The sequence below is a fragment of the Micromonospora sp. WMMA1996 genome (genome assembly GCF_002573675.1).
Lineage (GTDB): Bacteria > Actinomycetota > Actinomycetes > Mycobacteriales > Micromonosporaceae > Micromonospora > Micromonospora sediminicola.
This window is the reverse complement of sequence record NZ_PDHU01000003.1, coordinates 629190-641940: the sequence shown is the minus strand read 5'-3', so window position 1 is coordinate 641940 and position 12751 is coordinate 629190. Positions and strand designations below refer to the sequence as shown.

Annotated in this window: 11 protein-coding genes; 6 read left to right on the top strand and 5 right to left on the bottom strand. The window is 72.9% G+C overall.

Going from position 1 to position 12751, the window contains the following annotated elements; all coding sequences use genetic code 11:
• Positions 1-52 precede the first annotated feature (52 nt).
• Together COO58_RS22660 and COO58_RS22655 are read left to right on the top strand one after the other, a co-directional pair.
• The gene (locus COO58_RS22660) at positions 53-385 is read left to right on the top strand and encodes a hypothetical protein (RefSeq protein ID WP_098747099.1); all 333 of its coding nucleotides are present in this window, start codon (positions 53-55) and stop codon (positions 383-385) included.
• A 66-nt stretch (positions 386-451) separates the two neighbouring features.
• Entirely contained in the window at positions 452-1261 is an 810-nt protein-coding gene (locus COO58_RS22655; protein ID WP_098747383.1) for an alpha/beta hydrolase, read from the top strand.
• A 4-nt stretch (positions 1262-1265) separates the two neighbouring features.
• On the opposite strand, the gene COO58_RS22650 is transcribed toward COO58_RS22655, so the two are convergent.
• The 5 genes from COO58_RS22650 to mce all read right to left on the bottom strand — a co-directional run bounded on the left by COO58_RS22650 (position 1266) and on the right by mce (position 8962).
• The gene (locus tag COO58_RS22650; protein ID WP_098747382.1) at positions 1266-2345 is read right to left on the bottom strand and encodes an AI-2E family transporter; all 1080 of its coding nucleotides are present in this window, start codon (positions 2343-2345) and stop codon (positions 1266-1268) included.
• A gap of 760 nt (positions 2346-3105) precedes the next feature.
• Complete coding sequence (locus COO58_RS22645) at positions 3106-5157, bottom strand: hypothetical protein (RefSeq protein ID WP_098747098.1); 2052 nt, start codon at positions 5155-5157, stop codon at positions 3106-3108.
• 169 nt (positions 5158-5326) lie between these two features.
• Positions 5327-6583, bottom strand: coding sequence for a DivIVA domain-containing protein (locus COO58_RS22640; RefSeq protein ID WP_091571347.1), 1257 nt, complete (start codon positions 6581-6583; stop codon positions 5327-5329).
• A 253-nt stretch (positions 6584-6836) separates the two neighbouring features.
• Positions 6837-8192 carry a crotonyl-CoA carboxylase/reductase gene (gene ccrA, locus COO58_RS22635; RefSeq protein ID WP_098747380.1) on the bottom strand — a complete coding sequence of 452 codons (1356 nt, stop codon included), beginning with the start codon at positions 8190-8192 and terminating at the stop codon, positions 6837-6839.
• Between the two features lie 305 nt (positions 8193-8497).
• On the bottom strand, positions 8498-8962 hold the full coding sequence (mce, locus tag COO58_RS22630) for a methylmalonyl-CoA epimerase (protein WP_091571352.1): 465 nt from the start codon (positions 8960-8962) through the stop codon (positions 8498-8500).
• Between the two features lie 61 nt (positions 8963-9023).
• Between mce and COO58_RS22625 the strand changes: the two genes are divergently transcribed.
• From COO58_RS22625 to COO58_RS22610, 4 genes are all read left to right on the top strand, one after another.
• The gene (locus COO58_RS22625) at positions 9024-10223 is read left to right on the top strand and encodes an acetyl-CoA C-acetyltransferase (RefSeq protein ID WP_098747096.1); all 1200 of its coding nucleotides are present in this window, start codon (positions 9024-9026) and stop codon (positions 10221-10223) included.
• Between the two features lie 5 nt (positions 10224-10228).
• Positions 10229-11212 (top strand): methylmalonyl Co-A mutase-associated GTPase MeaB, encoded by a 984-nt coding sequence (gene meaB, locus COO58_RS22620; RefSeq protein ID WP_369700218.1) that lies wholly within the window; start codon positions 10229-10231, stop codon positions 11210-11212.
• Positions 11213-11328: 116 nt separating this feature from the next.
• Positions 11329-12219, top strand: a complete 891-nt coding sequence (locus tag COO58_RS22615) for a hypothetical protein (protein WP_141561943.1) — start codon at positions 11329-11331, stop codon at positions 12217-12219.
• 56 nt (positions 12220-12275) lie between these two features.
• The gene (locus tag COO58_RS22610; protein ID WP_091571367.1) at positions 12276-12689 is read left to right on the top strand and encodes an Asp23/Gls24 family envelope stress response protein; all 414 of its coding nucleotides are present in this window, start codon (positions 12276-12278) and stop codon (positions 12687-12689) included.
• Positions 12690-12751: the final 62 nt, after the last annotated feature.

The following is a 12751-nucleotide window of genomic DNA, read 5'->3' as shown; positions in this document are numbered from 1 at the left end:
GCCGGCCGGGCCGCCCGACCCGGGCCGGTCCGGCCGGCGGCCCGTACGCTTGGTGACCGTGAGCCCCCGTCGCAACCGCCCCCGTCGGGACGAGACCACCGGCCTGGACGCCGAGCGCGCGCGCCACGGCGTGCCGACCGTGCAGCAGTGGCGCGACGGCGACTGGCAGGTGCGCGCGATCAGCGGTGGGGCGTCCGTCAAGACGTACCGCTGTCCCGGCTGTGACCAGGAGATCCGCCCGGGCGTGGCGCACCTGGTGGCCTGGCCGGCCGACGACCGGGGTGACCTCACCGACCGCCGGCACTGGCACAGCGGCTGCTGGCGGGCCCGGGACCGGCGCGGTCCCAACCTCCAGCGTGGCCGCGGCGCCCCCCGCTACGGCTGAGCGATCTGGATCACCAGGTTCCCGCCCCGGCGGGCGGCGGGGCCGGTGGCGCGGGAGACTGGCACGGTGAGCACTCCGATTCGCGCGTCGTCGATCCTGCCCGGCCGCCGGGAGGACGTCGAGCTGCACACCGCCGACGGCCTCACGCTGGTCGGCGAGCTGGCCCGGCCGCTGGAGCGCGAGCCGGTCGCCACCCTGGTCTGCCTGCACCCGCTGCCCACCCACGGCGGAATGATGGACAGCCACGTGTTCCGCAAGGCGGCCTGGCGGCTGCCCGCGCTGGCCGACCTGGCCGTGCTCCGGTTCAACACCCGGGGCACCAGCAGCGTCCGCGGCACCAGCGAGGGGGCGTTCGACGGCGCCGTCGGCGAGCGGTTCGACGTGGCCGCCGCGATCGAGTACGCCGAGTTCCACGAACTGCCGAACATCTGGCTGGTCGGCTGGTCGTTCGGCACCGACCTGGCGCTCAAGTACGGCTGCGACCCGGCGGTGACCGGCGCGATCCTGCTCTCCCCGCCGCTGCGCTTCTCCGCACCGGAGGACCTCGCGGCGTGGGCCGAGTCCGGCCGGCCGCTCACCGCGGTGGTGCCGGAGTTCGACGACTACCTGCGCCCGGAGGAGGCGCGGCAGCGCTTCGCCGCGATCCCGCAGGCCGAGGTCGTCGGCGTGGACGGCGCCAAGCACCTCTGGGTCGGTGACGCGGAGAGGGTGCTCGACGAGATCGTCCGGCGGGTCGCCCCCGACGTGCCCCTGCCGCTGCCGACCACCTGGGACGGGCCGATGGAGACCGGCGACGTCAGCGCGTACGCGGACCGCACCGTGGCCGCCTTCGCCGACACCCCGGTCCCCGGGCCGGCCCAGCGGCGCGCGGAGTAACGGCTCAGCGGGCGTCCTGCCGGGGCAGCACCACCTCGCGCAGGATCAGCTGCAACGCGGCCACCGTGGGAATCGCGATGAGCGCGCCCACCACGCCCAGCAGCGACACCCCGAGCAGCGCGGCGAGCAGGGCGGCCACCTCGTTCACCGACACCGCCCGGCGCATGATCTTCGGATAGATCAGGTAGTTCTCCACCTGCTGGTAGACCAGGAAGAACACCAGGCAGGCGATGCCCACCGGCAGGTTGGTGGCGAGCCCGACCAGGGTCACCACCACCGCGCCGAGGGTCGCCCCGATCTGCGGGATCAGGTCGGTCACGGCGACTACCACGGCCAGCGCGAACGGGTACGGCAGACCGACCACCAGCGCGAACACGAACGTGCTCGCTCCGGCCAGCACCGCGATGGCCAACGCGCCGACCATGTACGCCCCGACCCGGGTCAGGATCTCGTCGCCGATCAACCGGACCCGCTCCCGGCGCGAGCGCGGCACCAGCGCGTACCCGAGGTCGCGCAGCCGGTCGAAGTAGGCCAGAAAGTAGATCGTCAGCACCAGCACGGTCAGCACGCGGAAGATCGTGCCGAAGATCAGCTGCGCGCCGCCCAGCACGCCGCCGAGCGCCCGGCCGATCGTGCCGGCGTCCGCCGCCGACCGGACCCGCTCCATCACGTCGTAGCGGACCACGAGGTCGTTGACGGTGGGATTGCGGCGCAGGTCCTCGACATAGCCGGGAAGCTGCTGCACGAACTGCCCGGACTGGGTCACCACCGGCGGCACCAGCGCCAGCAGCCCGCCGATGATCAGCAGCAGGACGGTCAGCGTCACCACCGCCACGGCCAGCCCGTGCGGCAGCCCCCACCGACGCAGCCGCACCACCGCCGGGTGCAGGCCGACCGCGAGGAAGAGCGCGATCACCACCAGCACCAGGATGCCGGCCGCGTTGCGCACGCCCAGGAAGACCGCGTACGCCAGCAGCACCCCGAGCGCCCCGGTGAACCCGACCAGGAAGCTGCTGCGCCGCAGCGGCCGGCCGGGAACGCCGAACCGCCCGCTCGGCTCGAACTCGCCCGCTTCGACGAGCACGTCGGTGTCGCCCGCTTCCGTTGCGGTGTCCGCGGCTCGGCTCGGCCGACCCCGGTTGACCGGGCCCGTGCGGTGCCCGGGCTGGCCGGCGTCAGGCACGGTCTCGGTGCTGCCGTCCTCGGGGCGGCCGATGTCGTTCTGGACCGGCCCGCTGTCGTCCCCGGTTGGGGTGGTGTCGTTCTGGTCCGGGGTGGCCGATCCCTCCTGCGACACCCGTGCCTCCCGGCTCCCGCTGCTCCGGCCGACACGCGGAGCGACCTCCTGGCAAGCCGCGCTACGGACGCCGCGACCCCTGCCCGCAGGTTAGCCGCCACCGCCCGGGCGGACCATCCTTCCGAGGCTTCCCGCCGCATCGAGGCAGACCCCTGTTGCCGATTCGAGACGGTGGGAACGCTATGGGTGTGTCACAGCCGCCCCCTCGCCGGACACCGGCGCCCGTCCGCCCCGGGCACGTCAGTTTCGAGCGACATACCGCTGAGTCATAAATATGACCCGGCGGTATATCGCCTTCGACGGGTGCCATGGGCCGACGGCGTCACCATCCGTCACGCACGGACGACGCAGGTTGGCGACTGACCTGAGGCGGTGGCGGGCGGAACGTGGTAGGTGCCGACGTGGTGCGCACGGGAGACGGGGATGCCGCCATCGGGGCGACCGACCTGGTGTGGATCTTGCCGGGTCGGAGCGCGAGCGGGGGCTCGGGGAGGTCGAGCGACGGCGGGTCCGGCGAGCGGCCGAACCCGCCAGAACGCGGGTCGGGTCAGTCCTTGTCGACGGTGACGGTGCTCGGCTTGGCGCTGCGCTCGTCGGTGGTGGGCTTCGTCGGGCGCTTGCCGTTCTCCCCGGTGCTGGTGATCTTCGTCGGGGTGGCGCCGCGGCCGCCCTCGCCCGGCACGGCGGCCACGGTGGGCTCGCCGTCGACGCCAGCGCCGCCGGGGGAGTCCATCGTGGTCACCGGCTCGGCGACCGGCTTGGTCTTCCCCGCCTCAGCCGGCTCACCTGCCGACGTCACCGGCGCGGACCCGTTGACCGGAGCTGGGCCGGCCCCCTTGCCCACCGCCGGCGCGCCACTGCCCACCGGCGTGCCGTCACCCGCCGGGCGGCCGGTGTCGCCGCCCGCGGCGGCCGCGAGGTCGCCCGGGTCGACCGGGGTGGCGGCTATGCCGGCCGAGTCGGCGTCGCGCCGCAGCTCGGTGAGCCGGTGCTGCAGGTCGTCGGACTCCTGCCGCGACTTCCACGTCTCGGTGCGCAGGTCGGCCAGCTCCTGCTGCGCCTTGGCGATCTCCAGCATCACCTGGGCGAGCTGCTGCCGGCCCGCGGCCACCTCCTGCTGGGTGGCGGCCAGGTGCTGCTGGGTGGTGGCGAGGTGCTGCTGGGTCGTGGCCGCGTACTCCTCGAACTGCCGCCGCGAGGCCGCGACGTGCTCGTCGGCCTTGCGGCGCTGGGCGGTGGCGTCCGCCTCGGCCCGGCGCAGCAGCTCGGCGGCCTCCAGCTCGGCCTGCTGCCGCATGCCGAGCGCGTCTTCCTCGGCGGCCTGCCGGACGCTCGCGGCGGTCCGTTCGATCTCGTCGCGCCGGGTGGCGTACGCCTTCTCCAGCTCCTCGTGCCGCTTGGTGTGCTGGTTGTCCAGCTCGTCGCGGCGCTTGGCGAACTCCTGCTCGGCGGTGGCCCGGCGCTGGGCCAGCTCCTTCTCCGCCTTCTCCCGCCGCTCGGCGACCTCCTTCTCCACCCCGGCCCGCCAGGCGCCCAGCTCCTGCTGGGTCTGCGCGCGGGCCTGCTGCACGTACGCCTCGGTCTCGGTGCGCATGCGCTGCACGTACGCCTCGACCTCGGAGCGGTTGCGCTTGCCCGCCTCGACGGCCTCGGTGGTCAGCCGATTGGCCTCGGTCCGGGCGCGGCCGCGGGTGACCTTGGCGGCCTCCTCCGCGTCGTCCACGATCTTCTTGGCCTCGGCCAGCGCCTTGGCGTGGGTGGCCCGCCCGGCCTCGGCGGCGGCATCGGTGAGCCGCTTGGCCTCCTGCTGGCCCTTGGCGTGCACCTCCTTGGCCGCCTCGCGGAGCTGGTTGGCCTCCTGCTGGGCCTTGGCCAGCGCCTCCTTGGCCGACTCGCGCAGCCGGGCGGCCTCCTGCTGGGCCCGGGAGTGGATCTCCTTGGCGGTGTCCCGCAGCTGGGTGGCCTCCTGCTGGGCCTTGGCCAGCGCGTCCTGGGCGGTCCGGCGCAGCTTCTCGGCCTCGTCCCGGGCGGCCGTGCGCAGCCGGTCCGACTCGTCCTTGGCGGTGGTCCGCAGCTTCGCCGACTCGTCCTTGGCTGCCTTCAGCGTGGCCTCGGCCTCGGCCTTACGGGCGGCGGTGTGCCGCTCCTCCTCGGCCCGGCGGGCGGCGAGCGCGATCTCGAAGTCCTTGAGCGCCTGGGCGGCCTGCTCCCGGGCCTCCTCGACGATGTGCTCGGCGGCGGCCCGGCGGGCCTCGATCTCCTCGTTGGCGGCGGCGAGGATGTCGTCGGCCTGCTCCTCGGCCATGGTGAGGATCTGCTCGACCCGCGGACCGAGGTGGCGGAACGAGGCCCGGTCCACCACACCTATCTGCTTGCGCACCTGGGCGAGGTCGCGTTGCAGCACCTCGACCTGGCCGGCCAGCTTGTGGATCTGGGTGTACGCCTGTTCCCGCTCGGTGGTCAGCGCCGCGATCTCGTGTTCCGCGCGGGCGACGTAGCGGTCGACCTGTCGTTTCTCGTATCCCCGCAGCGCGGACTCGAAGCTGGGCTCCGTGGTCACGTCCCCGCCGAGCGCGAACAGTTCCTCGCCGTGCGACATGCCCCCATCCTCACACGCATCCGGCTCTGCTGGGGCGATACGGACGCCCCTTCTGGGACCTACTTCACCCTCGTGGCGAAACGGGCCGGACAGCATGACGGCGCGGGGCGGCACCGGTCACCCGGTGTCACCCCGCGCCGTGGCTCATGCCCCGTCAGCGGGTGGTCGATCAGCTGGCCGACTCGGCCGTCACCTTCTGCCCGGAGGCGTCGGCCTTCGGCGCCTCGGCCTTGTTGGCGCCGCCGGCCGGCACGCCCGGCACGATGCCGGCCAGGCCGGAGAGCATCTGCCCGAGCTGCGAGGTGACCGCGTCCTTCTGGCGGGTGAGGTCCTCGACCTCGCGGCGGGCGGCCTGCGTGGTCAGCTCGGCCTCGGTGCGGGCCTCGTTGAGCACGCGCTGCGCCTCGGCGCGCGCCTCGTTGAGCGTCTTGTCGGCCAGCGCCTTGGCCTTGTCGACCGTGTCGTTGGCGGTGCGCTCGGACTCGACCCGGCGGGCCTCGGCCCGCTGCTCGATCTCCTTCGCCCGCTCCTGGGCGGCGCGGGCCCGCTGCTCGGCCTCGTTCACCAGCTTCTGGGTCTGCGCGACCTGGGCGGCGTGCCGGTCCGACTCCTGGCGCTCGGCCTTCTCGCGCCGCTCGGCGAGCTGGAGCTCCAGGGCCTGGAGGTCCTTGTCGCGCTTGTCGCGCGCGTCGGTGAGCAGCTTGGTCGCCTCGGCCCGCTTCTCCTCGGCCTCCCGCGCGGCCTTGGCCCGCTGCTGGGTGATCTCCCGCTCGGCGGTCGCGCGCAGGGTGGCGACCTCGCGCTCGACGGTCGACTTCAGCTCGGCCACCTCGTGCGCGGTGACCGTACGCAGCTGCTTGGTCTCCCGGTCGGCGTCGGCGCGAAGGGTGTCCGCCTCGCGGCGGGCCTGCACGCGCACCTCGGCGGCCTCCCGCTCGGCGGCGGTGCGCACGCTGCCGGCCTCGCGCTCGGCGGTGGCCTTCATGGCGGCCGCCTCGGCGCGGGCCTTGTCGGTGATCTCCCGTGCCTCGAGGCGGGCGGCGGAGAGGATGCCCTCCGACTCGCGCTTGGCCTCGTTGCGGTGGTCGTTGGCCTGCTCCTCGGCCAACCGGAGGATCTGCTCGACGCGAGTGCCCAGGCCGCTGAGCGTCGGCCGGCTGTTCTCCTCGAGCTGCTTGTTGGTCTCGGTCAGCTTCTGCTCGAGCGCGCCCTGGCGCTGCTCGGCCTGGCGGAGGCGGCGCTGCGCGTCGTTCATCCGCTGCTCGGCCTCGGCGCGGGCCTGCTCGGACTGGCTCAGTGCGGCGCTCAGCCGGCCGATGAAGTCGTCGACCTGGTTGGTGTTGTAACCGCGCAGGCCAACGGTGAAATCGGGCTGTGAGTTCGCGTTATCGAAGAACGCAAGAGGGGAGGACTGCTGCTGGGGCATTGGGACATACTCGCAGACGCCCCAGGGTGGTTCGCAAGAGTGGTCGGCAGCTTTCGCGTCCTGTTTACATGGTCAACTCCGCCCGGCGGCGGGACCGGACCAACCGGCGATCTTGGCAGGTCCCGGGCGGGTCGGACCGGGCCCGGACCGGGGCGTGAAAAGGGCCGCGGGGCGGTGCCCGCGGCCCTTTGTCATCACGACAGTCGAATGGTGTCCCGGTCGTCCGGAAAGGCAATCCGGGACAACCGTACGGTCAGTGCCCGCGGAACCGGTTGATCGCGCTTTCGTGGCGGGACCGCAGCTCGGTGTCGCGGACGCCGAGCCCGTCGGTGGGGGCCAGGCAGCGCACGCCGACCTTGCCCTGGTGCGCGTTGCGGTGCACCTCGTACGCGGCCTGGCCGGTCTGCTCCAACGCGTAGGTCTTCGACACGGTCGGGTGCACCTTGCCGAGCGCGACCAGGCGGTTGGCCTGCCACGCCTCGTGGTAGTTGGCGAAGTGGCTGCCGACGATGCGCTTGAGGTGCATCCAGAGGTAGCGGTTGTCGTACTGGTGCAGGAAGCCGCTGGTGGACGCGCAGGTGACGATCGTGCCGCCCTTCTTGGCGACGTAGACGCTGGCGCCGAACGTCTCCCGGCCCGGGTGCTCGAAGACGATGTCCGGGTCCTCGCCGCCGGTCAGCTCGCGGATGCGCTCGCCGAAGCGACGCCACTCGTCCTGGTCCTGGGTCTCCTCGTCCTTCCAGAACCGGAAGCCCTCGGCGCTGCGGTCGATGACCAGCTCGGCGCCCATCTTCCGGCACAGCTCGGCCTTCTCCGGCGAGGAGACCACGCAGACCGGGATCGCGCCGCCGTTGAGCGCCATCTGGGTGGCGTAGCCGCCGAGGCCGCCGGAGGCGCCCCAGATCAGCACCACGTCACCCTGCTTCATGTTCGCGCCGTGGTGCGAGACGAGCTGCCGGTAGGCGGTGGAGTTGACCAGCCCGGGGCTGGCCGCCTCCTCCCAGCTCAGGTGGCGCGGCTTCGGCATCAGCTGGTTGGCCTTGACCACGCACAGCTCGGCCAGGCCGCCGAAGTTGGTCTCGAAGCCCCAGATCCGCTGCTGCGGGTCGAGCATCGTGTCGTCGTGGCCGGCGGCGTCCTCCAGCTCGACCGACAGGCAGTGCGCGACCACCTCGTCGCCGGCCTTCCACCGGGTCACCCCGGGCCCGGTGCGCAGCACCACGCCGGCCGCGTCCGACCCGACCACGTGGTACGGCAGGTCGTGGCGGCGGGTCAGCTCGGAGAGCCGGCCGTAGCGCTGGAGGAACTTGAAGGTGGGCAGCGGCTCGAAGATGCTGGTCCACACGGTGTTGTAGTTGATCGCGCTGGCCATCACCGCGACCAGCGCCTCGCCCGGGCCCAGCTCGGGGGTGGGCACCTCCTGGACGTGCAAGGCCTTGCGCGGGTCCTTGTCGCGGGTGGCCATGCCGTCGAACATCCGGGTGTCCTCGGCGCGGACCACCACGCCCCGGTAGCTCTCCGGCACCGGCAGGCCGGCGAGGCCGGCAAGGTCCCGCTCCGGCTGCGCCGAGCCCTCCGCCGCCATGATCGCTTCGAGGATGTCCTGCACGGTGACCTCCCGTTCGTCCGCACCCACACCGGGGGCAGGGGTGCTGCCATCGTCGGCGCCGGTGCGACGGGACCGCCATGTCGGCAATCGACACATCCGGCACCGGTCGCGTTCCTGTGGGGCCGGACGTTACTGAACGGTAGCTAGGGCGGGAACCCCTCTGTGAAAAACTGCATCGACCGATGCGTGGAGGTGTCCGTGGGAAGGTTCAACCGCGCAGGGCCGCGCGTGTTCCCACGTGTTAGGACGCAAGGAAGGGCCCCTTGTTAACAGACGTCTGTTAACAAGGGGCCCTTCCTTGCGTCTCAGGCGGGCTGGACCAGTTCGATCAGCACGCCGCCGGCGTCCTTCGGGTGCACGAAGTTGACCCGCGAGTTCGACGTGCCCCGCCGCGGGGCCTCGTAGAGCAGCCGGACGCCGCGCTCACGCAGCGCCGCGCAGGCCGCGTCGATGTCCGCCACCGTGTACGCGACCTGCTGGATGCCCGGCCCGCGCTTGTCCAGGAACTTGCCGATCGTGGTGTCCGGCGAGAGCGGGGCGAGCAGTTGCACCATGCCGCCGGAGGCGTCCGGCCCGACCGCCAGCATCGCCTCGCGTACGCCCTGCTCGGTGTTCGTCTCGGTGTGCACGCAGCGCATCCCGAACGTGCGCTGGTAGAAGTCGATCGCGGCGTCCAGGTCGGCCACGGCGATCCCGACGTGGTCGATGCGGCGCAGGCCGATGTCTGTGACAAACTCGGCAGCGGGCTCGACGGGGGAGTTCTCAGCCATGACGCTAGTCTGACCGAACAATCGTTAAGGCGTACAGGTCGGCACCCCCTCGGAGGCAGGCATGGCTTCGGTGATCGTCAGCGGCGCGCGAACCCCGATGGGGCGCCTGCTGGGCAACCTCAAGGACCTCCCCGCGACCAGACTCGGTGGCATCGCGATCAAGGCCGCGCTGGAGCGCGCCGGCGTGGCGCCCGAGCAGGTGCAATACGTGATCATGGGGCAGGTGCTCCAGGCCGGCGCCGGTCAGATCCCGGCCCGGCAGGCGGCCGTCGAGGCCGGCATCCCGATGTCCACCCCCGCGCTGACCATCAACAAGGTCTGCCTCTCCGGGCTGGACGCGATCGCACTGGCCGACCAGCTCATCCGGGCCGGTGAGTTCGACGTCGTGGTGGCCGGCGGCATGGAGTCCATGACCAACGCCCCGCACCTGCTGCTCGGGCAGCGCTCCGGCTACAAGTACGGCGACGTGACGGTCAAGGACCACATGGCCCTGGACGGCCTCACCGACGCCTGGGACTGCTGCTCGATGGGTGAGTCCACCGAGCGGCACGGCGCGAAGCACGGCATCAGCCGGGAGGAGCAGGACGCCTTCTCGGCGGCCAGCCACCAGCGCGCCGCCGCCGCGCAGAAGAACGGCCACTTCGCCGACGAGATCACCCCCGTGATCATCCCGCAGCGCAAGGGTGACCCGCTGGTGATCAGCGAGGACGAGGGCATCCGGCCGGACACCACCGCCGAGTCGCTGGGCAAGCTGCGTCCCGCCTTCACCAAGGACGGGACCATCACCGCCGGCAGCTCCTCGCCGATCTCCGACGGCGCCGCCGCGGTGGTCGTGATGAGCAAGGCCAAGGCCAAGGAGCTGGGGCTCACCTGGCTGGCCGAGATCGGCGCGCACGGCAACGTTGCCGGGCCGGACAACTCCCTGCACTCGCAGCCGTCCAACGCCATCAACCACGCCCTGAAGAAGGGCGGCCTGAGCATCGACGACCTCGACCTGATCGAGATCAACGAGGCGTTCGCGGCGGTCGGCATCCAGTCCACCCGTGACCTGGGGATCGACGCGGACAGGGTGAACGTCAACGGCGGCGCGATCGCGCTCGGCCACCCGATCGGCATGTCCGGCGCCCGCCTCGTCCTCACGCTCGCGATGGAGCTGAAGCGGCGCGGCGGCGGCACCGGCGCGGCCGCGCTCTGCGGCGGTGGCGGGCAGGGCGACGCGCTGATCATCCACGTGCCGACGGGTGGCGAGACCCAGGCGTGAGCGACGTGAACAGCCGGGCCTCCGGTCCGGTGCGCCGCAGCCGGGACGTACCCCTGCTGGTGGAACGGGCCCGCGCGGGTGACCCCCGCGCGGTGGCCCGGCTGATCACCCTGGTCGAGTCCGGCGACGAGGTGCTGCCGCAGGTCGCGGCCGCGTTGGCGCCGTACGCCGGGCAGGCCCAGGTGGTCGGTCTCACCGGCTCGCCCGGGGTGGGCAAGTCGACCACCACCAACGAGCTGGTGCGGGCGCTGCGGGCGCGCGGTCACCGGGTCGGGGTGCTGGCCATCGACCCGTCCAGCCCGTTCACCGGCGGGGCGATCCTCGGCGACCGGGTGCGGATGCAGGACCACGCCACCGACCCCGGCGTCTACATCCGCTCGATGTCCAGCCGGGGCCACCTGGGCGGGCTCTCCGCGGCCACACCCCAGGCGGTACGGGTGCTGGAGGGCGCCGGCTGCGACGTGGTGCTGGTCGAGACGGTCGGGGTCGGGCAGGCCGAGGTGGAGGTGGCCTCGCTGGCCGACACCACGCTGGTGCTGCTCGCCCCGGGCATGGGTGACGCGATCCAGGCGGTCAAGGCCGGCATCCTGGAGATCGCCGACGTCTTCGTGGTCAACAAGGCCGACCGGGACGGCGCCGACGCCACCGTCCGCGACATCCAGGGCATGATCGCGCTGGGTGAGCGCGGCCCGGGGGAGTGGCGCCCGCAGGTGGTACGCGCGATTGCCGCCCGGGCCGAGGGCATCGACGACATCGCCGCCGCGATCGACAAGCACCGCGACTGGCTGGAGCGGCACGGCGAGCTGCGCCGCCGGCGGGAGGCGCGGGCCGCCGCCGAGATCGAGGCGATCGCGCTGGGCGCGCTCCGCGCCCGGATCGGTTCACTGCGCGACGGTACGCAACTGCCGACGCTCGCGGCGAAGGTGGCCGAGGGCGCGATCGACCCGTACGCGGCGGCCGACGACCTGCTGACCCAGCTCGCCACCTGACGCGCCGGCCGTCCGGCGACCCGGCGTTCCTGGCCCGGTGGCTGGACGGACGGCCAGGGATTGACCGGGGTCGAGGTCGGGTATCGCTGTCGACACCGATCGACGGGGGTGACGGCGTGCAACCGGGCGCGACATCCGCGACACCCGGTGACCGGGCGGCGCGATGGCGGGGCGACGGGGTCGGTCCCCGCTGGTCGCTGCCGCGTGCCGTGGCGCTGGCGTTCGTGGCGTTCCTCGTGGCGTGCGCGCTCTGGATCGTGGTGCAGGCGGCCGGCGACCGTGACGGGTACGGGATCCTGCTGGGCGGCTGCGGAGCCGTCCTCCTCGCGCACCTGCTGGGCTTCCTCGTCGTGGCGTGGTTGCCCCGCCGGCGCTCGCCGCGGCAGGTCACGTCGGTGCGGACGCCGGACGGTCTGCTCGGGGTTCGGTTCGCGTACTCCCGCTGGGCCTACTACTGGCTGACCGCGTTGCTGCTGCTCAGCATCCTGAGCGGTGGCTCGATGGTCCTTCTCCTGGCGGCCACGGGCGGGAGCGTCGACCGGCTGGTGGCGGCCGGCGTCGGTGCGCTGTTGCTGCTGACCGGTTGGTTCCTGGTCACCGTGCTGCGGCTGGGCGTGGGCGCGGTGACCATCTCGCCCGGCGGGATCACCCACCGTGGCCTGGTCCACCTGCACGTCGTCCCGTGGCACGCCGTGCGCGAGGTGGCGGCCGGCGTGCGGGCGGGCAGCGCGGCCGTGGTGGTCGAGGCCGACCCGTCGCCGGACACCGTGGTCCGCCACTACACCGGATGGTTCGGCACGGGCGACGGGCGGGAGGTGCCCCGACTGGTGGTCCGCACCGTCTGGCTGGCCACCGATCCGGTCGCGGTGCTGGACGCGCTGGCGTTCTTCCACCAACACCCGCGGGCGCGCGACGAGCTGGCCGACTCGCGGGGGCTCCGACGGATCACCGAGGGGCGGACCCGGCCGCCGGGCCGGGAGGGGCATTCCCACAGTGGAGCGCACTAGTACGCTCGCAGCGCCCCGTCGCGCGGGTGGGGCGGGGACGAATCCGGTGGGAGAACATGGCTGACGAGGCGACCCAGGAGCTGTCGATGCTGCCGAACGCGACCGTGGGCGGGACGACGCACGTCTCCGACGAGGTGGTGGAGAAGATCGCGGTGGCCGCCGCGAAGTCGGTGCCCGGCGTGGCCGAGCTGGGCGGCGACGTGGCCCGGTTCTTCAACTCCGTGCTCGACCGGATCGGGCTGGACCAGGTCGGCGACGCCCGGCGCGGCTGCTCGGCGCACGTGACGAACGGCGCGGCGGTGGTCAACCTGGTCATCGTGATCGACGGCGGCCGGCCGGTGCCCGAGGTGACCGAGGCGGTCCGCGCGGCCGTGACCTCGGCCGTCGAGGCGTACGGGCTGCGGGTCGACGAGATCAACATCAAGGTCGACGACGTGGCGCTGGGTGGCCCGGTGGCACCCTCCGCCTGACGTCGGGTTACCGGCCGGTACGCACATCCTTAGCGATCGTTCAGGACGGCGTTCTACACTCG